We start from the raw sequence: 20,853 nt of genomic DNA on the forward strand, positions 1-20,853 counted from the left end.
GGGCATGTTCGGGATGGGATTCAACGGTGCCAAGAAGCCGAAGCGGCCGGCCCGTGGCGGGATCGTCACGGCGCTGGACGTCGGCTCGACGAAGGTGTGCTGCGTCATCGCGCGGATGGAGGAGCCCGGCTCCCTCCGCGTGATCGGCGTCGGCCACCAGATCGCCACGGGCATCCGCGCCGGGACCATCATCGACATGGAGGCGGCGGAGACCTCGATCGGTGCCGCCGTGCATGCCGCCGAACAGATGGCCGGCGAGACGGTTCACGATGTCGTCGTCAACCTGTCGATGGGCAACCCCCGCTCCCACGCCTTCACCGCCACCGTCCCCGTTTCCGGCCAGGAGGTGACGGAGGGCGACATCCGCCGCGCCATGGCCCATGCCCGCACCCTGCAGGCCGGCCCCGATCAGGCGCTGATCCACACCATCCCGCTGAGCTTCACCCTGGACGGCATCCGCGGCATCCGCGATCCCAAGGGGATGAGCGGCCATACGCTGGGGACCCAGCTGCATGTGGTCACGGCGGCCAAGGGCGCGATCCTCACGCTGGGCGCCTGCGTCGCCCGCTGCCACCTGAACATCGAGTCCGTCGTGGTCAGCCCCTTCGCCTCGGGTCTCGCCTGTCTGGTGGAGGACGAGATGGAGATGGGGGCAGCCTGCGTCGACATCGGCGGCGGCGGCACCACCATCTCGATCTTCGCCGAAGGCAATCTGGTGTGGACCGGCTTCGTGCCGCTCGGCGGACGCCACGTCACCAACGACATCGCCCACGGCCTGACCACGCCGCTGTCCCATGCCGAACGGCTGAAGGTGCTCTACGGCAGCGCCCGGGTGAACCCGGCCGACGAGCGCGAGATGATCGAGGTGCCGCAGATCGGCGAGGACGAGCGCAGCGGCAGCGGCACCGCCAGCCACCCGCGCTCCTTCCTGGTCAGCATCATCCAGGCGCGGATGGAAGAGATCTTCGAAGAGGTGCGCAGCGCCATCGAGCAGTCGGGCCATTCCAAGCTGGTCGGCCGGCGCGTGGTGCTGACCGGCGGCGCCAGCCAACTGCCCAACACGCGCGACATGGCCGCCCCCATCCTGGACAAACAGGTCCGCATCGCCCGCCCCACCCGGATCGCCGGCCTCAACGAGGCGCATGGCGGACCGGCCTTCTCGACCGTGGCGGGCCTTCTCCTACATGCCGTCCGCAACCCGACGGAGCTGATGGTGACCGGCCAAGAGGCGGTCGCGTCAACCGGGCTCCTCGGCCGTGTCGGCCTGTGGCTGCGGGAGAATCTGTAGATGACTCTTCCCGCCGCCGCCAATCACCGATTCCCGATCGGACAGACACCGGACACAACCGGGCGCCGGTCGCGGCATATCAAACATCAAACCCAACGAAAACAGGTTGTGGAGGCCTGAATAGAATGATCAACGTGACCATCCCCCAGATCGAGCCCGAGCTGAAGCCGCGCATCACCGTGTTCGGCGTCGGCGGCGCCGGCGGCAATGCCGTCAACAACATGATCAAGTCGAACCTGGAAGGCGTGGACTTCGTCGTCGGCAACACCGACGCGCAGGCGCTGAAGGGTTCCTTGTGCGAGAAGCGCATCCAGCTGGGCACCGGCACCACCCGCGGCCTGGGCGCCGGCTCCAAGCCGGATGTCGGCCGTGCGTCGGCCGAGGAGCAGATCGACGAGATCGTCCAGTATCTCGAAGGCTCCAACATGGTGTTCATCACCGCCGGCATGGGCGGCGGCACCGGCACCGGTGCGGCACCGGTCATCGCGCGCGCAGCCCGCGAGCGCGGCATCCTGACCGTCGGCGTCGTCACCAAGCCCTTCCATTTCGAGGGCGGTCACCGCATGCGGCTGGCGGAAGGCGGCATCGCCGAACTGCAGCAGTATGTCGACACCCTGATCATCATCCCGAACCAGAACCTGTTCCGCATCGCCAACGAGAAGACGACCTTCGCGGACGCCTTCAAGATGGCCGACGACGTTCTGCATTCGGGCGTGCGCGGCGTCACCGACCTGATGGTGATGCCCGGCCTGATCAACCTGGATTTCGCCGACATCCGGTCCGTCATGACCGAGATGGGCAAGGCGATGATGGGCACCGGCGAGGCCGGCGGCGAACGCCGCGCCATCGAAGCCGCCGAGGCCGCCATCTCCAACCCGCTGCTGGACGACGTGTCGATGAAGGGTGCCCGCGGCGTCCTCATCAACATCACCGGCGGCTACGACATGACCCTGTTCGAGGTCGACGAGGCGGCCAACCGCGTCCGTGACGAGGTCGATCCCGACGCCAACATCATCTTCGGCTCGACCTTCGACAGCTCGCTGGACGGCGTGATGCGCGTGTCGGTCGTCGCCACCGGCATCGACGCCGCGGCGATGAGCAACCCGCGCACCTTGCACCCGGTCAACCTGTCGCTGGTCCCCGGCGACCGCGCCAAGAAGCCGGCCGCTCCCGGCAACCTGACCGGCGCGCCGGCTCCGGCCGCCGCCCAGGCCTCGGCGATCCCGAGCGCCGCCGCCGGCCTGCGCACGCCGCAGCCGGTCACCGCCGGTGCCGCCGCCATCCAGCACGACCCGGCCCAGCAGCAGCCGGCCCACCCGCAGGCAGCCCAGCAGCATGCGGAGGCGCCGAAGCCGTCGGCCGGGCCGCTGCATGGCGAGAACCAGGGCGGCCACTTCTTCGCGCCCAAGCCGGCCGATGCCCCGCGCCAGCCGATGACCGTCGGCGCCGCGCCGCTGTCGACTCCGCAGCAGCCGGCTCCCCAGCAGCACGCACCCCAGGCGCCGCAGATGCAGGGTCATCAGCAGCCGCATCAGCATCAGCCGCAGCAGCCCGCGCCGATGGCGCAACACCACCATGCCCCGCAGGGTCATCAGCAGCATCCCGGCGGCCTGTCCGTCGGTCCGGCCCCGGCCCCCGCGCCGGAACCGGCGCCGGCCCGCAAGGGCAACTTCCTGTTCGGTCTGGTGACCGGCCTCGGCCGCAAGTCCGAACCGGCGCACCCGCCGGCGCCCCAGCCCGTGCATCAGCCGGCCCCCCAGGCCTACCAGCCGCAGCAGGCTCCGCAGGCCTATCAGCCCGCGCCCCAGAGCTATCCGCAGCAGCAGCCGGCCTATCCGCAGCAGCCGCAGGCTCCCCACCAGGGCTACCCGGCGGGCCAGTATCCCGCGGCCCCGCAGCCGCAGCCGGCCTACCCGCCGCAGCAGAGCGCGCCGCAGCAGGCTCCGGGCTATCCGGCCGCTCCGCAGCCGCAGGCTCCGGCCCCGCGGGTGGATGCCAAGCCGGGTGAGCAGGAGGAACTGGACATCCCGGCCTTCCTGCGCCGCCAGGCCAACTGAGCGGACGGACCCGCCCGGACGTGAACCGATCTTGGCCGCCGGACCCTTTCCGGCGGCCGGCCGATCCCGGCGAAAGCCGGAGATAACCGCCGTCGCCGCAGCCTCCTAATCGCGGCGCCGGCGGCTCCACAACCTGACCGAACCTTTCGGACCCCGGCGGCGCCATCGTGCGTCTCCGGGGATTTTTTGTTGCCTCTTTCATGCGGGGCCAAGCTGATTGCTTGTATTGCGCACCACTTTTGCCCTGCAACAAACGGTAACAATGAGTGATTTGCCGATTTCCGACCTCGGGTGTTACCTATCAGCATGGTCGAAAGCGAACGCCGCCGACGTGATGATCTTCCAAGATCTTGCGGCGCGGCATTGCTGGGAACCTCTCCTTCACGACCAAGATGGAAAAGACATCGTGGCCAACAATCGCAGCAACGCGGACGGAATGTTCCAGCAGACCCTGAAGAAGGCGGTGACCATCGCCGGCGTCGGGCTGCATTCGGGCGTCATCGTCACGCTGACGATTTCGCCGGCCGATGCGAATTCCGGGATCACCTTTCTGCGCACCGACCTCCGTGGGGCTGCCGCCGTCATTCCGGCGCGCTGGGACACGGTGGTGGACACGCGCCTGTGCACCGTGATCGGCAACGACCACGGCACCACCGTCGGAACGATCGAGCATCTGATGTCCGCGCTGGCCGGCTGCGGCATCGACAACGCCATCGTGTCGCTGGACGGCATCGAGGTGCCGATCATGGACGGCAGCGCCGCTCCCTTCGTCGCCGCCATCGAGCAGGCCGGCATCGCCGTGCAGAAGTCGCCCCGCCGCATCATCCGCATCCTGAAGCCGGTCGTCATCGGCGACGGCATCAAGAGCGCGTCCTTCACGCCCGACGACGCCACCAGCTACAGCTTCGAGATCGACTTCGACAGCGCCGCCATCTCCCGTCAGGCCCGCGCGCTGGAGATCGACCCGGACAGCTTCAAGGACGAGATCAGCCGCGCCCGCACCTTCGGTTTCCTGCATGAGGTCGAGGGGCTGCGCAAGATGGGCCTCGCCCGCGGCGGCTCTCTGGACAACGCGGTGGTCATTTCCGGCGACACGGTGATGAACGCCGAGGGCCTGCGCTTCAAGGACGAGTTCGTCCGCCACAAGATCCTGGACGCCGTCGGCGACCTGTATCTGGCCGGCGCGCCGATCGTCGGCCATTTCCACGGCGTGCGTTCCGGCCACGCGCTGAACAACCAGCTGCTGCGCGCTCTGTTCGCCGACCGCAGCGCCTGGCGTTACGAGACGGCGGTGTCGCTGCCGGTCGCGCGTCGCGGCCTGGAGCAGTTGGCGGTCGCCTGATCTCCACTGGTTTTCGATTGGGCCGGTTTTCGATTGGGTTTGCCCCTGCCCTCCCCTACCGGGGAGGGCTTTTTCTTTGTGCGCACTCCCCTCCCCTGCCGTCGCGATGGGTCACGCAAAAGAAAAGCGCCCTCCCCTCTCGGAACGGGCGCTAAGCGTAATTCGGGGTGATTTTCTATTTTCTTAAGTATTTCAGTATTTTAGGTAATTTTCCTTATGCAAGACTCCAGGAGGAAGGAGGAGACGTCATTCTCCCCTACTCCGCCACCACCAGTTCCGCGCCATTGCCGGCATATTCGCCGAAGCGGGTGTCCTCCTTCAGGATGTGCTTGCCCAGCCAGTCGGAGCAGAACAGGAACACCTCCTCGCCACTGATCCGGCCGCCATTGGCGCGGAAATCGTCGCGGTAGCTTTCGACCTGCTGGGTCAGCCGGTCGTGCAGGGCCTTGTGCGCGGCGAAGGTCGGGTAGTTCAGCCGCTCCATCTGCGCCTCCTCCTCCGCGAAATGATGGCGGGTGTAGGCGATCAGTTCGTTGAGGATGGCTTCGATGAGGGCGGGGTCCTGGCGGTTGGCCTCGTCATACAGCTTGTTGACGATGGCGATCAGGACGCGGTGATCCTCGTCCAACGCGTCATTGCCCACGCTCATCCAGCGCGACCACTGAATTGGCTCCATGGCGTTTCCTTCGTCCCCCAACTGATTGGCGCTGGGCAGGCGGGTGCGGGCGTTGACCGCCCGTCGGTGCCGCCCTCCGCTAGAGGGTCGGGCCGCCTGTCCGGCTTGGTTTCGCTTTTCCTATAAGCGTTGTCTGATTTCACTCCCACCGCCCCCGTCCGTCAATCCGACCGAACGGAGATGCGACATTTTGGCGAATGTGGGAATCGGTGTCAGGTCAGCCGCCGATCCTGGCCAGCCATTCGTCCTCGGTCAGGATTTCGACGCCCAGTTCCTTGGCCTTGGCCGCCTTGCTGCCGGCATCGGCCCCGGCTACGAGATAGTCGGTCTTGCCGGAGACGGAGCCCGCCACCTTGGCGCCCAGCGACTCGGCCCGCGCCTTCGCCTCCGACCGGGTCATCCGCTCCAGCGTCCCGGTGAACACCACGGTCTTGCCGGCGATGGGAGAGTTGCTGGCCTTCGGCACCTCGGCCTCCAGCACGGCCAGCCGCTCCATCAGGCCGTGGATGATGGCGAGGTTGCGCTCTTCCGCGAAGAATCCTGCCAATTCCTCCGCCGCGACCTCACCAACATCGGGGGTGGCGACCAGATCGAGCCATGGCTGACCCGGCGCCTGTCCGGCCGCACGCTCCATCGCCGCCCGCCACTCGGCCAAGGTGCCGTAGCGTTCGGCCAGCGCCTGTGCCGCCGGCTTCTTGACGCCCTTGATGCCCAGCGAAGCGATGACGGTCTCAAGCCGCACCGCATCGTTGCCGGCATAGAAGTCGAGCTTCGCCCCGCACTCCGGATCGGTGAACCAGGCGATGATCGCGTCGGCGGTGGCCCGGCCGACGCCCTTCAACTCGTGCAGGTCGCGCCAGTCCTGGCGGGGCATCGCCCGTTCCGCCGCCAGCATGCCGTCGACCCAGCTCTGCATGGTCTTGTACTGACGGGCCAGCGACTTGGCCGTCACCTCGCCGACATGGCGGATGCCGAGCGCATAGATCACCCGGTGCAACTCGATGCCCTTGCGGCGCTGCTCGATCGCCTTGAACAGGTTCTGGACCGACTTCTCCTTCCAGCCGGGCCGGCCGATCAGCTCGACGCGGCCCTCCAGGGTGAAAATGTCGACCGGCGACTTGATGAAGCCCTCGTCCCAGAATTCCTCGATGATCTTCTCGCCGAGCCCTTCGATGTCGAAGGCGTCGCGGGAAACGAAATGGCGCAGCCGCTCCTTCGCCTGGGCAGCGCAGATCAGCCCGCCGGTGCAGCGGCGCACCACCTCACCCGCCTCGCGGATGGCAAGGCTGCCGCAGACCGGGCAGGTCTCCGGCGCGACATAGGGAACCGAGTCGGCGGGGCGCTGCGACAGCACCACCTCGACCACCTGCGGGATGACGTCGCCGGCGCGCTGGACCACCACGAGGTCGCCGACGCGGATGTCCTTGCGGGCGATCTCGTCCTCATTGTGCAGGGTGGCGCGGCTGACGACGACACCGCCGACGGTGATGTCCTCCAACTCCGCCACCGGGGTCAGGGCGCCGGTGCGACCGACCTGGATGGTGATGGCTTTCAGCCGGGTCTGCGCCTGCTCCGCCGGGAACTTGTGGGCGATGGCCCAGCGCGGCGCCCGGCTGACGAAGCCAAGCCGCTGCTGAAGTTCCAGGCTGTCGACCTTGTAGACGACGCCGTCGATGTCGAAGGGCAGGCCGGCGCGGCGGCGGCCGATCCCCTCGTAATAGGCCAGCAGCTTGTCCTTGCCGTCGCAAAGCTCCGCCGGCCGGTTCAACTGGAAGCCCCAGCCTTTCAACCGCTCGCGGATGCCCCATTGGGTCTCGGCGATCGGCTCCGACACCTCGCCCAGCGCATAGCCGAAGAAGCAGAGCGGCCGGGACGCGGTGATGGAGGGATCGAGCTGGCGCAGGCTGCCGGCCGCCGCATTGCGCGGGTTGGCGAACAGTTGCTCGCCCTTCTCGGCGCGAGAGGTGTTCATCGCCAGGAAGTCGTCGCGGCTCATATAGACCTCGCCACGGACCTCCAGCACCTCGGGGAAGGGAGCCGGGAGCCGGTGCGGCACGTCGCGGATGGTGCGGACATTGGCGGTGACGTTCTCGCCCTCCGCCCCGTCGCCGCGGGTGGCGGCCAGCACCAGTTCGCCGCGCTCGTAGCGCAGGGAACAGGACAGCCCGTCGATCTTCGGCTCCGCCACGAAGGTCAGCGGGGCGTCGTCGGACAGGCCGAGGAAGCGGCGGACGCGCGCATCGAACTCCGCCACGTCCTCGGGCGCGAAGGCGTTGCCGAGCGACAGCATCGGGATGGCGTGACGGACCTTGCCGAAGCCGGCGGCCGGCGCGGCGCCGACGCGCAGGCTTGGCGAATCGGCGCGGCGGAGATCGGGGAAGCGCGCCTCGATGGCGAGGTTGCGGCGGACCAGCGCGTCATAGTCGGCGTCGGAGATTTCCGGCTGGTCCTGCTGGTGGTAGAGCCGGTCATGATGGGCGATCTCGGCGGCCAGCGCCGCCAGATCCGCCGCGGCCTGGTCCGGCGTCAGGGCATCGACGGCGATGCTGCGGGGATCGGGCGGCGTGTCGAACAGGTCCTGCATGGCGCGTCTCGTGACGAATCGGGGGCTTCCGGAGAAGGGCCGCGCAGGATAGCGCCTGGGAACCGGTTTCGGGAGTCTGTCGGGGGTGGGACCGCATCTCGGCGACGGCCGGGCCAAGTCCCTATATACTATGGGCACACCCTTCGGAGTCCGCTGGCCTGATGAGCAAAGCCTATCCGCCGGACCTGCGCATCGACGACCGCATGATCGTCGCCGCCGCGCTGGACCGCATCCTCTACGACGACCCCGACCATTTTGCCGCCGAGGACGCGCGCGCCGTGCGCCGGCTGATCCCGCACAGCCGCTCCGCATGGCTGCGGCTGGGCTTCCGCGCCGAGCGGCAGGGGCCGTCCATGAAAGGCGAAGCCGCCGGGATCGGCGACGTGCGGATGGAGGGCGACAAGAAGGTGGTGGAGGGCAGCGTCGGCGAATCGGCGACTTGGCGCTGCGGCCAGTACAAGATCACCAACCACGGCGGCGACCTGGAAATCTGGCAGGTGATGAGCGACGAATACGCGCCCGAACCGAAGGGCGCCCGGCTGGAGTTCGACGAGAAGGGCGAGCCGGAACGGCTGACCTTCTTCCAACCGCGGGACATCGAACTGCGGATACCCTTCACCAGCCTCGCCGTCGGCGTGCGGCTGGGCGGCTGGCAGCCTTGGAAGATGGTGGCGGAGGGGGGTGTCGTCGCCGGGTGACTTCCGGCGACGACACCCCCAAAAACACCATTACCCCTGCCTGTAATTCGGCGACTCGTTGGTGATGGTGATGTCGTGGACGTGGCTTTCGCGCAGGCCGGCGTTGGTGATGCGGACGAACTGGCACTTTTCGCGCATCTCGGCGATGGAGGCGCTGCCGGTGTAGCCCATGGCCGCGCGCAGGCCGCCGACCAGCTGGTGGATGACCGCGGAGACCGGACCCTTGTAGGGGACGCGGCCTTCGACGCCCTCCGGCACCAGCTTCATGGTCGAAACTTCCTGTTGGAAGTAACGATCCGCCGAGCCGCGCGCCATGGCGCCGACCGAACCCATGCCGCGATAGCTCTTGTAGGAGCGGCCCTGGAACAGGATGACCTCGCCCGGGCTCTCGTCGGTGCCGGCGAACAGGCTGCCCAGCATGGCGACGCTGGCGCCGCCGGCGATGGCCTTGGCCAGATCGCCCGAATACTTGATGCCGCCGTCGGCGATCACCGGGATGCCATGCTTCTCGCACTCGTCCACCACATCCATGACCGCGGTCAGCTGCGGCACGCCGACACCGGCGATGATGCGGGTGGTGCAGATGGAGCCGGGGCCGATGCCGACCTTGACGGCGTCCGCACCGGCGTCGATCAGCGCCTTGGCCGCTTCGGCGGTGGCGACGTTGCCGGCGATCACCTGGGTGTAGCTGGACATGGCGCGGGCGGCGCGGACCTGCTCCAGCACCTTGGCCGAGTGGCCGTGCGCGGTGTCGACCACCAACACATCGACGCCGGCGTCGAACAGAGCCTCCGCACGGGCCAGACCGTCACTGCCGGTGCCGGTGGCGGCGGCGACGCGCAGGCGGCCCTTGCTGTCCTTGCACGCGTTCGGATAGGCCTGCGCCTTCTCGATGTCCTTGACGGTGACGAGGCCGATGCAGCGGTAATCCTCGTCGACGACCAGCAGCTTCTCGATGCGGTGCTGGTGGAGCAGGCGCTTGCCTTCCTCCTGGCTGACGCCCTCGCGGACGGTCACCAGCTCCTTGGTCATCAGTTCGCTGACCGGCTGCTTGGGATCGGTGGCGAAGCGGACATCGCGGTTGGTCAGCATGCCGACCAGCTTGCCGCTGCCGAGCTGGTCGCGGCTTTCCACCACCGGGATGCCGGAAATGCGGTAATCGGCCATCAGCTGCAGCGCGTCGGCCAGCGTGGCGTTCGGCGTGATAGTGATCGGGTTGACGACCATGCCCGATTCGAACCGCTTGACCTTGCGGACCTCTTCGGCCTGCTGCTCGATGGTCAGGTTGCGGTGGACGACGCCGATGCCGCCGGCCTGGGCCATGGCGATGGCGAGACGGCTCTCGGTCACCGTATCCATCGCCGAGGACATCAGCGGGATGCCCAGCTCGATGGTCTTCGTCAATCTTGTCCGGGTGTCCACGTCGTTCGGCAGGACCGAGCTTTCGGCCGGAACCAGCAGCACGTCGTCGAAGGTCAGGGCTTCGCGGATTTTGGTGTCGCGCGCCATGTGTGAATCTCCCGGAAGATAAACGTGGCGCACTTATACACAAGACCATGGGCTTGTGAACCCGTGCGCACACAGCATCTGTCATGCAAGTGCGAAAAGAAGCCTGCTCAGCCGTTCACGTTGCCGCCGCGGAAGCCGGTGGCGACGACGTAGGTCTCCGACGACTCCGCACGGCTGGCCGGCGGCTTGGCGTGCTTGACCACGGCGAAGTCGCGCCGCAGCCGGTCGAGAAGCGAGCGTTCCGCCCCACCCTGGAACAGCTTGGCGACGAAGGCGCCGCCGGGGGCCAGCACCTCCTCCGCGAAATCATAGGCGGCCTCGGCCAGCCCCATGATGCGCAGGTGGTCGGTCTGCTGATGGCCGGTGGTGGGGGCGGCCATGTCGCTCAGCACCAAATCGGCCGGGCCGCCCAGCGCTTCCTTCAGCGCCTCCGCGGCGCCTTCCTCCAGGAAGTCGGCCTGCATGGTGGTGGCGCCGGGGACCGGGTCCATCGGCAGGATGTCCAGCCCCACCACCTTCCAGCCATCCTTGGCGGTCTGCACCTTCTCCACCGCGATCTGCGTCCAGCCGCCGGGAGCGGCGCCCAGATCGACCACGCGCTTGCCGGGGCCGAGCAGACGGAACTTCTCGTCCAGCTGCAACAGCTTGAACGCCGCGCGCGATCGGTAGCCGCGCTTGGTCGCCTCGGCCACATAGGGGTCGTTCAGGTGGCGCTCCAGCCAGCGCTTGGAGGATTCCGTGCGCTTGCCGGCGGTCTTCACACGGACCGTGGCACGGCGCCCGCCCGGGCGCGTCGACGGAGTCTTTTCGGTCATGATCGCTGCAGTTCCTCGGTCATCCGGCGCAGGCGGGGAGCCGTTCCCCTCCTGTCCGATCATCTATCCGGTCGCTTCGACCGGTTTATTCGCCGGCGGCCCCGATCAGGTCCACCAGAATCCCTTCGCGCAAGCCGCGGTCGGCGATGCGCAGCCGTTCCACCGGCCAGACGTCGCACAGCGCATCCAACACGGCGCAGCCGGCGACCACCAGATCGGCGCGGTCCTGGCCGATGCAGGGATGGCGGGCGCGGCCGTCGAAATCCTGGGCGACCAGATGGTCGATCACGGCGCGGGCATGGTCCACCCGCAGATAGCTGCCGTCCACCGCCCGCCGGTCATAGCGGCACAGCCCCAGATGCACGCCGGCCAACGTCGTCACCGTGCCGGAGGTGCCGAGCATCTGCACCTTGCCGGCGGCGATGCGGCTCTGGATGCGGTTTCGCGCCTCGAACGGGGCGATGGCGTCGGCCACCGCCTCCACCATCTGGGTGTAGTTGGCGCGGGTGACGTTGGGGCCGCCATATTCCTCGGTCAGGCCGATGACGCCGCAGCGGATCGAAGTCTGGTCGAGCAGGCGCGGCGCCCTGCCCTTCTCCACCTGCAGCCACATCAGCTCGGTCGAGCCGCCGCCGATGTCGAAGACGATGGCATAGGGATGGGTCGGCTCCAGCAGCGCGGCGCAGCCGGCCAGCGCCAGACGCCCCTCCTCCTGGCTGGAGATGATTTCCAGGGGAATGCCGGTCTCGCGCTCCACCGCCTCGACGAAGGCGGCGCCGTTGGCGGCGCGGCGGCAGGCCTCCGTCCCGACGGCGCGCACGGCGGTGCAGCCTCGGCGTTCGATCTTGGAGCCGCAAACGCGGAGCGCCGCGATGGTGCGTTCCATCGCGGGTTCCGACAGATGGTCGTTGCGGCTCAGCCCTTCGCCTAGGCGGACAATGCGGGAAAAGGCGTCGATGACGCGGAAGCCGCCCGGCGCCGATTTGGCGATCAGCAGACGGCAATTGTTGGTGCCGAGGTCCAGCGCGGCGAAGACCGGGCGCACCAGCGCCGACGAACGCAACCGTCCGGTGTCGTTCTGCCGCTCGCTTTGCACCTGTAGATCCACGTACCGTCCCCGCTGTGCCTAAAGAGCGGAGTGTAACCCGGATCGCGGGCCGGCGGGAACCCTTCTCGACTCGGTTTCCGCCGGCGGCGACCCGCAGGTCACATCTGCGCCAATCACTTGGCTTTCACAAACCTCATTTGGCCTTCACGAACGGGCAAGTGCTCGACTCGATCGGCAGGAAGGCCTCCGATGCCGGGATGCTGCGGACCTGCTTGTAATAATCCCACGGCGCCTTGCTCTCCGCCGGGGTCTTCACCTGATACAGTTCGAGGTCGTACAGCACGCGGCCGTCCTTGCGGATGCTGCCGGGGGTGCCGAAATAATCGGTCGGCATCGCCTTCATCGCGGCGGTGACCGCCTCGGCATCGGTGGTGCCTGCCGCCTTCACCCCCTTCAGCCAATGCAGGGTGGCGAGGTAGGTGTTGGCCTGTTCCTTGGTCGGCATCTTGCCGTGACGGTCGAAGAAGCGCTTCGCCCAGGCCCGGGTCTGGTCGTTCTTGTCCCAATAGAAGCCGCTGGTGACGTACAGCCCCTTGGCAAGGTCGAGACCCAGCGAGTGGATGTCGGTGATGAAGACGATGTAGCCGACCAGCCGCTGGCCCGATTCGGTCAGGCCGAACTCGCCCGCCTGCTTGATGGTGCCGATGGTCTCCGCGCCGACATTGGCGAGCGCCACCACCTTGGCGCCGCTGCCCTGGGCGCTGAGCAGGTAGGACCCGAAATCGCTGGTGCCCATCGGGTGGCGCACGCCGCCGACCACGGTGCCGCCGGCCTGTTTGATCGCCTCGGTCGCCGCCTTCTCCATCGCCGAGCCGAAGGCGAAGTCGGCGGTGATGAAGTACCAGCTGGTGCCGCCCGACTGCACCACCGCCTTGGTCGTGCCGACCGCCAGCGACGCGGTGTCGTCGGCCCAATGGATGCTGTAGGGCGAGCATTGGGCGTTGGTCAGTTCGGTCGTCGTCGCGGCGCTGATCATCAGCACCTTCTTCTTCTCGCGCGCGACCGCCTGCACCGCCAGCGCGACGGAGGAGACCGGGATGTCGGTCACCATGTCGACGCCGTCGACGTCGAACCAGCTGCGGACGATGTTGGACGCCACGTCCGGCTTGTTCTGCATGTCGGCGGACAGCACCTGCACCGGCCGGCCGAGCACGCTGCCGCCGAAATCCTCCACCGCCATCCGGGTGGCGAGCACCGCGCCCTTGCCGCCGATGTCCGACGCGAAGCCCGCCTCATCCGCCAGCACGCCGATACGCACCGGCTGGGTGGTCTGCGCCTGTGCGGAAAGCGCCACAGCCGACAACGCCACCCCTGACAGCGCCGTTTTGGCGAGCAGGGCCGCCAGCGTGAAAGGCCTTGGAAACCAACCCATGCGATCCTCCCCATCCCCGTTTTTGCGTAACGGGTGCGTGCGCCGACCTGCGGCGTCCTGCCGCACCGTTCGAGTCCGTGGATAGCGGGATTTGGTTTCATGCGCAAACAGTATCGTTTGCAACGTATTGGCGGGAGCGTTGCGGACTTTGCATCGGAAGACTCCGAGCAAAACAAAAGCCCTCGCTCCGAAGTGGGGCGAGGGCTTTCGCATCGGGCATCAACGGCCCAAATGATGTCGCCAATCAGGCGAAATAAAACTGAGCTATATCGGCCGAATAGTTCGGCATCATCACGTAAGCGCCGGTGGAGTCATGATCTTACTCACCCTCCCTGGTATCGGTCTCTACTGTTCCGCCCAAGTCATCTGCTTGAACGGTAAGGCGTTTCCGATGCTCGCTCACTTCACCTCGATGTCGATTACTGTAAGACGAAGCCTGCGCTCCTTTCACAGAGCTGTCAAGAAAATCGCACGCTGCGGCGCAGCACCAAACGGAGGCCTTCCGTCGGCAGTCTCCGTCTGGGGGTGGGCTGGCCTTTTGCGGCGGGCGCACCACCTTGAGGGCTATGCCGGAACAGGATGAAAACACATGGGGCGGACGGGTCGCGCGGTATGCGCGGGTCGGCACCGCCGTTGGCGGGCTGGCCGCGCGGCTGGCGGGCGAGCGCGTGCTGGGAATCCGCGTGGAGCGGGAACGCCACGCGGCCGAACTGCGGGTGGCGCTCGGCGGGCTGAAAGGGCCGCTGATGAAGGTGGCGCAGATCCTGTCCACCATCCCCGACGCCCTGCCGAAGGAATACACCCAGGAGCTGGCGCAGCTTCAAGCCGACGCGCCGTCGATGGGCTGGCCCTTCGTCAAGCGGCGGATGGCGAGCGAGCTTGGTCCCGACTGGCAGTCGCGGTTCCGCAACTTCGAGCACACGGCCGCCGCCGCCGCGTCGCTGGGGCAGGTCCACAAGGCCATCGGCCTGGACGGTCGGGAGCTTGCCTGCAAGCTGCAATATCCCGACATGGCCTCGGCGGTTGAGGCCGACCTGCGGCAGTTGGGCCTGATCTTCGCGATCTTCGAGCGCACCGACAGCGCCATCTCCACCCGCCAGATCCAGAAGGAGATCGGCGCCCGCCTGCGCGAGGAGCTGGATTACGAACGGGAGGCCAAGCACACCCGCCTGTATCAGTCGATGCTGGCCGACACGCCCGGCGTCCATGTGCCGGACGTGGTGCCGGAGCTGTCAAGCAAGCGGCTGCTGACCATGGGCTGGGAGCATGGCCGCAAGATCCTGGAGTTCGTCGCCGAGCATCCGGAAGCGCGCGACGAGTTGGCGATGAACATGTTCCGCGCCTGGTATGTGCCCTTCTATAATTACGGGGTCATCCACGGCGACCCGCATCTGGGCAACTACACGGTCCGCCCCGACCGGTCGATCAACCTGCTTGATTTCGGCTGCATCCGCGTTTTCAAGCCCAGCTTCGTCAAGGGCGTGATCGACCTCTACAACGCGCTGCGCACGGAGAATCGCGAACAGGCGGTGGAGGCCTACCGCACCTGGGGCTTCGTCAACCCGTCGAACGAGCTGGTCGACGTGCTGAACATCTGGGCACGCTTCGTCTATGCCCCGATCATGGAGGACCGCCAGCGCAAGATCGAGGAGACCAACGGCGGCCATTACGGGCGAGAGACCGCCGGCAAGGTTCACGCGGAGCTGCGCCGCGTCGGCGGCGTCGAGATTCCGCGCGAGTTCGTTTTCATGGACCGCGCCGCGGTGGGGCTGGGCTCGGTGTTCCTGCATCTGAAGGCAGAGCTGAACTGGTACCAGATGTTCCAGGGGCTGATCCGCGACTTCGACGTGAACGAACTGGCGGCGCGGCAGAGCGCGGCGCTGGCGGCGCAGGGGTTGCCGCAGGCGGAGTGAGGAAGTGGGGGCAAAAAGCCTGCGATCCAACAAATGACTTGCCCCCAGACCCTTCCCATCCGCCCACCGTTCAGTCTATAGCTTGCCCCTCCCATGAAGACCGCCGATTTCGACTTCGACCTGCCGCCCGACCGGATCGCCGAGCATCCCGTCCGGCCGCGTGACGCCGCCCGCCTGCTGGAGGTGGGCCCGACCTTGCGCGACTTCATCGTGCGGGACCTGCCCTCGCTGCTGCAGCCGGGCGACCTGATGGTCGTCAACGACACCCGCGTCATCCCGGCCCGGCTCGACGGTCGGCGCGGCGAAGTGGCGGTGGAAATCACGCTGCACAAGCGGCTGGGCGAGCGGGAATGGGCGACTTTCTCCAAGCCCGGCAAGCGGCTGAAGCCCGGCGACACCATCGTCATTGCCGAGGATTTCAGCGCCGAGGTGATCGCCAAGGACGGGATGGAGGTGCGGCTGCGCTTCTCCGCCGGCGGGGCGGAGCTTATGGAGGCGCTGCACCGCCATGGCCGGATGCCGCTGCCCCCCTACATCCGCCGCAAGGCGGACGAGGGCGACAACGCCGATTACCAGACCGTCTTCGCCGCGCGCGAAGGCGCCGTCGCCGCCCCCACCGCCGGGCTGCACTTCACGCCCGACCTGCTGGCGGCACTGGATGCGCGTGGCGTGCGGCGGGTGCCGGTCACCCTGCATGTCGGCGCCGGCACCTTCCTGCCGGTGAAGGTCGACGACATCGCCGACCACAAGATGCACAGCGAATGGGGCGAGATCTCAGCAGACACCGCCGCCGCGGTGAACGAGACGCGCAAGGCCGGCGGCCGGATCGTCTCGGTCGGCACCACCGCGCTGCGCATCCTGGAGACGGCCGGGCAGCCTGACGGGACGCTGCTTCCCTTCAGCGGCGACACCGACATCTTCATCACCCCCGGCTACCGTTTCCGCATCGTCGATCTGCTGTGGACCAACTTCCATTTGCCGAAATCCACTTTGTTCATGCTGGTCTGCGCGTTCGCCGGCTATGACCGCATGCGGGCGGCCTATAGCCACGCCATCGACCGCAACTATCGCTTCTTCAGCTACGGCGACGCCTCGCTGCTGCACAGGACGGACCCATCATGACCGGCATCGGCTTTGACCTTCTGGCGACCGACGGGCGGGCGCGGCGCGGCCGCGTGACCACCGCCCACGGCACCATCGAGACGCCGGCCTTCATGCCGGTCGGCACCGCGGCGACGGTGAAGGCGATGACCACCGACGCGGTCGCCTCCACGGGCGCGGAAATCCTGCTCGGCAACACCTACCACCTGATGCTGCGTCCGACGGCGGAACGGGTGGCGCAGCTGGGCGGCCTGCACCGCTTCATGAACTGGGACAAGCCGATCCTGACCGACAGCGGCGGCTTCCAGGTGATGAGCCTGTCCGACCTGCGCACCATGTCGGAGGAAGGCGTCACCTTCAAATCGCACCTGGACGGCAGCCGCCACCACCTGACGCCGGAACGCTCCATCCAGATCCAGCACATGCTGGACAGCAACATCACCATGTGCCTGGACGAGTGCACGCCCTTCCCGGCGACCGAGGCGCAGGCGGAATCCTCCATGCGCCTGTCGATGCGCTGGGCGCGGCGCAGCAAGGACGCCTTCGTCGAGCGGCCCGGTTACGGCCTGTTCGGCATCGTCCAGGGCAGCGTCTATCCGGAGCTGCGGGCGGAGAGCGTCGCCGCCCTGAGCGATATCGGCTTCGACGGCTACGCCATCGGCGGCCTGGCGGTCGGCGAGGGGCAGGAGACGATGTTCCGCGTGCTCGATTTCACCGAACCGCTGATGGTCAAGGACCGCCCGCGCTACCTGATGGGCGTCGGCCGGCCGAGCGACCTGATCGGCGCGGTGCGGCGCGGCGTCGACATGTTCGACTGCGTGATGCCGACCCGCTCCGGACGCACCGGACAGGCCTTCGTCCGCCGCGGCACCATCAACATCCGCAACGCCCGCCACGCCCATGACGAGCGCCCGCTCGACGCCGAATGCGGCTGCCCGACTTGCCGAAGCTACAGCCGGGGCTATCTGCATCATCTGTTCAAGGCGGACGAGATGCTGGGGCCGATGCTGCTGACCTGGCACAACCTGCATTACTACCAGGACGTGATGCGGACGATGCGGCAGGCCATCGAGGACGGCAATTTCGAGGAAGTTGCCAGCGCAATGGAAGCCCGTATGAACGAAGGCGACATCGAGGCGACCGTGGACCCCATCGCCAAGCCCGGCAAGCCGCCGAAGCAAGGCCGCCCACCGAAGGCGGGCAAAGACAGCGATCCGCCGAAGGCAGAGCGGGTGGCGGAGGAAAAGACCGATGACTGAGAACATCTATGCCGGCCTGACCCAGCTCGGCGGTTCCACCGTCCAGCCCAAGACTCCGGAAGAGGCGGTGCTGGAGCGGGTGCCGAACCCGAATCCCGGCGATCCCTATTGCGTGCGCTTCACCGCGCCGGAGTTCACCTCGCTCTGCCCGATCACCGGCCAGCCGGACTTCGCTCATCTGGTCATCGACTATGTGCCCGGCGACTGGCTGGTCGAATCGAAGTCGCTGAAGCTATACCTGACCAGCTTCCGCAACCACGGCGCCTTCCACGAGGCCTGCACCGTCGGCATCGGCAAGCGGCTGGTGGGCGAGCTTTCGCCGGTCTGGCTGCGCATCGGCGGCTATTGGTATCCGCGCGGCGGCATCCCCATCGACGTCTTCTTCCAGACCGGAGAGCCGCCGAAGGGCGTCTGGATCCCGTCGCAGGACGTTCCGACCTACCGTGGCCGCGGCTAAACCCGCTCCGCTGGCCTCCGCCGACCCGGCGCGGCTGCGGGACGCCATCCGCGACCGCGCGCTGGCGGTGGGATTCGACGCGGTGGGATTCGCCCCCGCCGCTCTGGGGCCAGAGGCGCGCGAGCGTCTCGCCCGCTTCGTCGCCGAGGGGCGGCACGGCGACATGGGCTGGATGGCCGAGCGCAGCGACCAGCGCAGCCATCCGCAATCCCTGTGGGACGAGGCGCGCACCGTCATCGCCCTCGGCACCAGCTACGCCCCCCACGACGACCCGCGCCGGCTGGCGGAGCATCCGGACCGCGGCGTCGTCTCCGTCTATGCCCGCAACCGCGACTATCACGACCTGATCAAGGGGCGGCTGAAGACGCTGGCCCAATGGCTGGCCCACCAGACCAAGGCCGGGGTGAAGGTGTTCGTCGACACCGCTCCGGTGATGGAAAAGCCGCTGGCGGCGCAGGCCGGGCTGGGCTGGCAGGGCAAGCACACCAATCTGGTGTCGCGCGACCATGGCTCCTGGCTGTTCCTCGGCGAGATCTACACGACGCTGGAATTGCCGCCCGACCCGCCGGCACACGACCGCTGCGGCTCCTGCGACCGCTGTCAGGTGGCCTGTCCGACCGCCGCCTTTCCGGCGCCCTACCAGATCGACGCCCGGCGCTGCATCAGCTATCTGACCATCGAGCACAAGGGGCCGATCCCCGACGAACTCAAGCCGTTGATGGGCAACCGCATCTATGGCTGCGACGATTGTCTGGCCGCCTGCCCCTGGAACAAGTTCGCCCGCGCGACCAGCGAACCCGCCTTCCTGCCGCGCGCCGAACTGACGGCGCCGCGGCTGGCCGATCTGGCACAGTTGGACGATGCCGGCTTCCGCCAGGTGTTCAGCGGCTCCCCCATCAAGCGCATCGGCCGCGACCGCTTCGTCCGCAACGTGCTGGTCGCCATCGGCAACAGCGGCGATCCGGCGCTGCGCCCGGTTGCCGAGGCTCTGCGCCAGGATGCAAGCGACGCGGTGCGCGAGGCGGCCGGCTGGGCCATGGCAAGGTTGAGTGGCGCGACAAATGAACACGCATGAGCGGCATTTCTTCAACCTGACGGCACTCCCCGCTTAACTTGTCGGCGCCCGCGCTGTTGCGCTATCATTCCATCGGAGGCGTGCATGTCGAACGATGCCGAAATTCTGAACGCGATTCTGGATATGAAGACCCACTTCGACCGGAAGCTCGACCAGTTCGGGCATCGGCTCGATAGGGTCGAACAGCGTTTGGACGGCATGGACCAGCGCTTGGACAGTATGGACCAGCGCCTGGACGGCATCGACCACCGCCTCAAAGACCTGCAGGTCACCGTCCACAATCAGGGCGAACGCATCAGCCGGATGGAAGGCCGCCTGGACGAGCAGTCACGCATCCTCGCCGCGCTGATCCCGACCCGCGTCGCCGCGGTCCCGCCCGCCGCCGAATGAGCGGAGGCCAGCCGTCTCCCTCCCCGCTCCACATCACGGGTACGGCCCGGCCCTTCCGGACGAGCTGAGCGACGTCGCACGTCTTGCGCGGCTCGGATTCGGGCTGTCCCGCGATCTGTTCGACCGCTATGCCGGGCTGTTCGGCATCGACAGCATCCGCGTCCTGAGAGTTCCACAGGCCACGGGCACCGTATTGGCTGCCTGCGCCGCGCACTGGATGATGGACCAGTGGTTCGGCGGACGCCCGGTTCCGGTGCAGGCCATCGCCATGGTGGCGGTCGACCCGGCCCTGCGCGGCGCCGGCCATGGCAGTGCGCTGATGCGGGCCCTGATGATGGAGGGGCGGAATGCCGGGGCGGCGCTTTCGGTCCTCTGCCCGGCCACCCTGCCCTTTTACCAGCGACTCGGCTTCGGCCGCGGCGGCGTCACCTGCCGCTGGAGCGCTCCGCCGATGGCCTTCGCGCGGGCCAGAGCGACAGCAGCCTCCCTTTTGCCCGCGGATCCGCTCGATGCCACGCCGCTGGCGATGCTCCGGCGGCCGGTGCTGGCGGAACAGAACGGACTGCCGGAACGGACGGAGGCGCTGTGGACGCTCGCCCTCTGCCCCGATGGCGAACCGGCCGACCTCTTCCGCAACGACGACGGCTATATTGCGGTGACACCGCCGCAAGAGCGGCGTCTTGCCGTCGCGGATGCCTGTCTGCCCTCGCCACGGGCGCTGGAGCCCGCCATGGCCCTGCTGGCCGGCTTCCGCGCTCAGGTCGACCGGGTTACGTGGCGCGGCGGCCCGGACGACACGTTGGCGCTGATGGGCGGAGACGGCGTGACGCTGGATCTGCGCGAGGAGTGGCTGATCCGCCCGCTCAACATAGCACTGTCGCTGAAGGCACGCGGCTATCCGGCCGGCTTGCTGGAGTCTGCCACTTTTGAGATAAAAGATCGCTTAATCCACGGTAACTCCGGGAACTATCACCTTGAGGTTGCTCAATCCAAGGGCAACATCTCCGAATTGGGGCAAGTCATCGAACCGCCGATCCGCCTGGGTGTCTCCGCCTTCGCCAGTCTGTTCACAGGGCATGCAAGCGCTCGTTCATTGTGGAGAGCCGGTTTGCTTCATGGTGAAGAAAAGATGATCGACCGTTTGCACCGCATATTTTGCGGCGCACCCTCGTGGATGCCCGACCGCTTCTGAAATATGTGGGTTTCCTG

Annotated in this window: 17 protein-coding genes; 11 read left to right on the top strand and 6 right to left on the bottom strand. The window is 67.5% G+C overall.

Annotated elements, in window-relative coordinates; translation table 11 throughout:
• The first annotated feature begins 13 nt into the window (after nucleotides 1–13).
• The 3 genes from ftsA to lpxC all read left to right on the top strand — a co-directional run bounded on the left by ftsA (nucleotide 14) and on the right by lpxC (nucleotide 4,687).
• A complete protein-coding gene (gene ftsA / locus FZ029_RS02050; RefSeq protein ID WP_109151242.1) occupies nucleotides 14–1,288 on the top strand; it encodes a cell division protein FtsA in 1,275 nt (424 codons plus the stop codon).
• Between the two features lie 125 nt (nucleotides 1,289–1,413).
• Nucleotides 1,414–3,345, top strand: coding sequence for a cell division protein FtsZ (gene ftsZ, locus FZ029_RS02055; protein ID WP_149267817.1), 1,932 nt, complete (start codon nucleotides 1,414–1,416; stop codon nucleotides 3,343–3,345).
• Nucleotides 3,346–3,751: 406 nt separating this feature from the next.
• Entirely contained in the window at nucleotides 3,752–4,687 is a 936-nt protein-coding gene (gene lpxC / locus FZ029_RS02060; RefSeq protein WP_149198222.1) for a UDP-3-O-acyl-N-acetylglucosamine deacetylase, read from the top strand.
• A gap of 256 nt (nucleotides 4,688–4,943) precedes the next feature.
• On the opposite strand, the gene FZ029_RS02065 is transcribed toward lpxC, so the two are convergent.
• Together FZ029_RS02065 and ligA are read right to left on the bottom strand one after the other, a co-directional pair.
• The gene (locus FZ029_RS02065) at nucleotides 4,944–5,363 is read right to left on the bottom strand and encodes a bacteriohemerythrin (RefSeq protein ID WP_149267818.1); all 420 of its coding nucleotides are present in this window, start codon (nucleotides 5,361–5,363) and stop codon (nucleotides 4,944–4,946) included.
• 217 nt (nucleotides 5,364–5,580) lie between these two features.
• Nucleotides 5,581–7,947, bottom strand: coding sequence for an NAD-dependent DNA ligase LigA (gene ligA, locus FZ029_RS02070; RefSeq protein ID WP_149267819.1), 2,367 nt, complete (start codon nucleotides 7,945–7,947; stop codon nucleotides 5,581–5,583).
• A gap of 161 nt (nucleotides 7,948–8,108) precedes the next feature.
• On the opposite strand from ligA, the gene FZ029_RS02075 reads away from it, so the two are divergent.
• Nucleotides 8,109–8,645, top strand: a complete 537-nt coding sequence (locus tag FZ029_RS02075) for a hypothetical protein (RefSeq protein WP_149267820.1) — start codon at nucleotides 8,109–8,111, stop codon at nucleotides 8,643–8,645.
• 30 nt (nucleotides 8,646–8,675) lie between these two features.
• Here FZ029_RS02075 and guaB read toward each other — a convergent pair whose 3' ends face one another.
• From guaB to FZ029_RS02095, 4 genes are all read right to left on the bottom strand, one after another.
• Nucleotides 8,676–10,154 carry an IMP dehydrogenase gene (gene guaB / locus FZ029_RS02080; RefSeq protein ID WP_085089902.1) on the bottom strand — a complete coding sequence of 493 codons (1,479 nt, stop codon included), beginning with the start codon at nucleotides 10,152–10,154 and terminating at the stop codon, nucleotides 8,676–8,678.
• 107 nt (nucleotides 10,155–10,261) lie between these two features.
• Nucleotides 10,262–10,969: an RlmE family RNA methyltransferase gene (locus tag FZ029_RS02085; protein WP_149198217.1), complete on the bottom strand. Its 708-nt coding sequence runs from the start codon at nucleotides 10,967–10,969 to the stop codon at nucleotides 10,262–10,264.
• An 85-nt stretch (nucleotides 10,970–11,054) separates the two neighbouring features.
• Nucleotides 11,055–12,077, bottom strand: coding sequence for a Ppx/GppA phosphatase family protein (locus tag FZ029_RS02090; protein ID WP_149198216.1), 1,023 nt, complete (start codon nucleotides 12,075–12,077; stop codon nucleotides 11,055–11,057).
• A 133-nt stretch (nucleotides 12,078–12,210) separates the two neighbouring features.
• Nucleotides 12,211–13,449, bottom strand: coding sequence for an ABC transporter substrate-binding protein (locus FZ029_RS02095; protein ID WP_149267821.1), 1,239 nt, complete (start codon nucleotides 13,447–13,449; stop codon nucleotides 12,211–12,213).
• A 566-nt stretch (nucleotides 13,450–14,015) separates the two neighbouring features.
• Between FZ029_RS02095 and FZ029_RS02100 the strand changes: the two genes are divergently transcribed.
• From FZ029_RS02100 to FZ029_RS34045, 7 genes are all read left to right on the top strand, one after another.
• Nucleotides 14,016–15,362, top strand: coding sequence for an AarF/UbiB family protein (locus FZ029_RS02100; protein ID WP_149267822.1), 1,347 nt, complete (start codon nucleotides 14,016–14,018; stop codon nucleotides 15,360–15,362).
• A gap of 93 nt (nucleotides 15,363–15,455) precedes the next feature.
• Nucleotides 15,456–16,484, top strand: a complete 1,029-nt coding sequence (queA, locus tag FZ029_RS02105) for a tRNA preQ1(34) S-adenosylmethionine ribosyltransferase-isomerase QueA (protein ID WP_149267823.1) — start codon at nucleotides 15,456–15,458, stop codon at nucleotides 16,482–16,484.
• The gene (gene tgt / locus FZ029_RS02110) at nucleotides 16,481–17,722 is read left to right on the top strand and encodes a tRNA guanosine(34) transglycosylase Tgt (RefSeq protein ID WP_149267824.1); all 1,242 of its coding nucleotides are present in this window, start codon (nucleotides 16,481–16,483) and stop codon (nucleotides 17,720–17,722) included. The genes queA and tgt overlap by 4 nt, the downstream gene beginning before the upstream one ends.
• Nucleotides 17,715–18,179 (top strand): preQ(1) synthase, encoded by a 465-nt coding sequence (gene queF / locus FZ029_RS02115; protein WP_149267825.1) that lies wholly within the window; start codon nucleotides 17,715–17,717, stop codon nucleotides 18,177–18,179. The genes tgt and queF overlap by 8 nt, the downstream gene beginning before the upstream one ends.
• Nucleotides 18,166–19,254 carry a tRNA epoxyqueuosine(34) reductase QueG gene (queG, locus tag FZ029_RS02120; protein ID WP_247892102.1) on the top strand — a complete coding sequence of 363 codons (1,089 nt, stop codon included), beginning with the start codon at nucleotides 18,166–18,168 and terminating at the stop codon, nucleotides 19,252–19,254. Before queF ends, queG begins: the two co-directional genes overlap by 14 nt.
• 84 nt (nucleotides 19,255–19,338) lie before the next feature.
• Nucleotides 19,339–19,644, top strand: a complete 306-nt coding sequence (locus tag FZ029_RS02125) for a hypothetical protein (RefSeq protein WP_149267826.1) — start codon at nucleotides 19,339–19,341, stop codon at nucleotides 19,642–19,644.
• A gap of 64 nt (nucleotides 19,645–19,708) precedes the next feature.
• Nucleotides 19,709–20,836 carry a GNAT family N-acetyltransferase gene (locus tag FZ029_RS34045; protein WP_348771126.1) on the top strand — a complete coding sequence of 376 codons (1,128 nt, stop codon included), beginning with the start codon at nucleotides 19,709–19,711 and terminating at the stop codon, nucleotides 20,834–20,836.
• The last annotated feature ends 17 nt before the right edge of the window (nucleotides 20,837–20,853 follow it).

The organism is Azospirillum sp. Sh1 (assembly GCF_008365135.1).
GTDB classification, from domain to species: Bacteria; Pseudomonadota; Alphaproteobacteria; order Azospirillales; family Azospirillaceae; genus Azospirillum; species Azospirillum oryzae.

Coding starts and splice junctions, on each gene's coding strand:
- FZ029_RS02100 (WP_149267822.1), top strand. CDS start 14,016: ATGCCGGAACAGGATGAAAACACATGGGGCGGACGGGTCGCGCGGTAT.
- FZ029_RS02085 (WP_149198217.1), bottom strand. CDS start 10,969: ATGACCGAAAAGACTCCGTCGACGCGCCCGGGCGGGCGCCGTGCCACG.
- FZ029_RS02125 (WP_149267826.1), top strand. CDS start 19,339: ATGTCGAACGATGCCGAAATTCTGAACGCGATTCTGGATATGAAGACC.
- ligA (WP_149267819.1), bottom strand. CDS start 7,947: ATGCAGGACCTGTTCGACACGCCGCCCGATCCCCGCAGCATCGCCGTC.
- FZ029_RS02075 (WP_149267820.1), top strand. CDS start 8,109: ATGAGCAAAGCCTATCCGCCGGACCTGCGCATCGACGACCGCATGATC.
- tgt (WP_149267824.1), top strand. CDS start 16,481: ATGACCGGCATCGGCTTTGACCTTCTGGCGACCGACGGGCGGGCGCGG.
- queF (WP_149267825.1), top strand. CDS start 17,715: ATGACTGAGAACATCTATGCCGGCCTGACCCAGCTCGGCGGTTCCACC.
- ftsZ (WP_149267817.1), top strand. CDS start 1,414: ATGATCAACGTGACCATCCCCCAGATCGAGCCCGAGCTGAAGCCGCGC.
- FZ029_RS02095 (WP_149267821.1), bottom strand. CDS start 13,449: ATGGGTTGGTTTCCAAGGCCTTTCACGCTGGCGGCCCTGCTCGCCAAA.
- FZ029_RS02065 (WP_149267818.1), bottom strand. CDS start 5,363: ATGGAGCCAATTCAGTGGTCGCGCTGGATGAGCGTGGGCAATGACGCG.
- guaB (WP_085089902.1), bottom strand. CDS start 10,154: ATGGCGCGCGACACCAAAATCCGCGAAGCCCTGACCTTCGACGACGTG.
- ftsA (WP_109151242.1), top strand. CDS start 14: ATGGGATTCAACGGTGCCAAGAAGCCGAAGCGGCCGGCCCGTGGCGGG.
- queA (WP_149267823.1), top strand. CDS start 15,456: ATGAAGACCGCCGATTTCGACTTCGACCTGCCGCCCGACCGGATCGCC.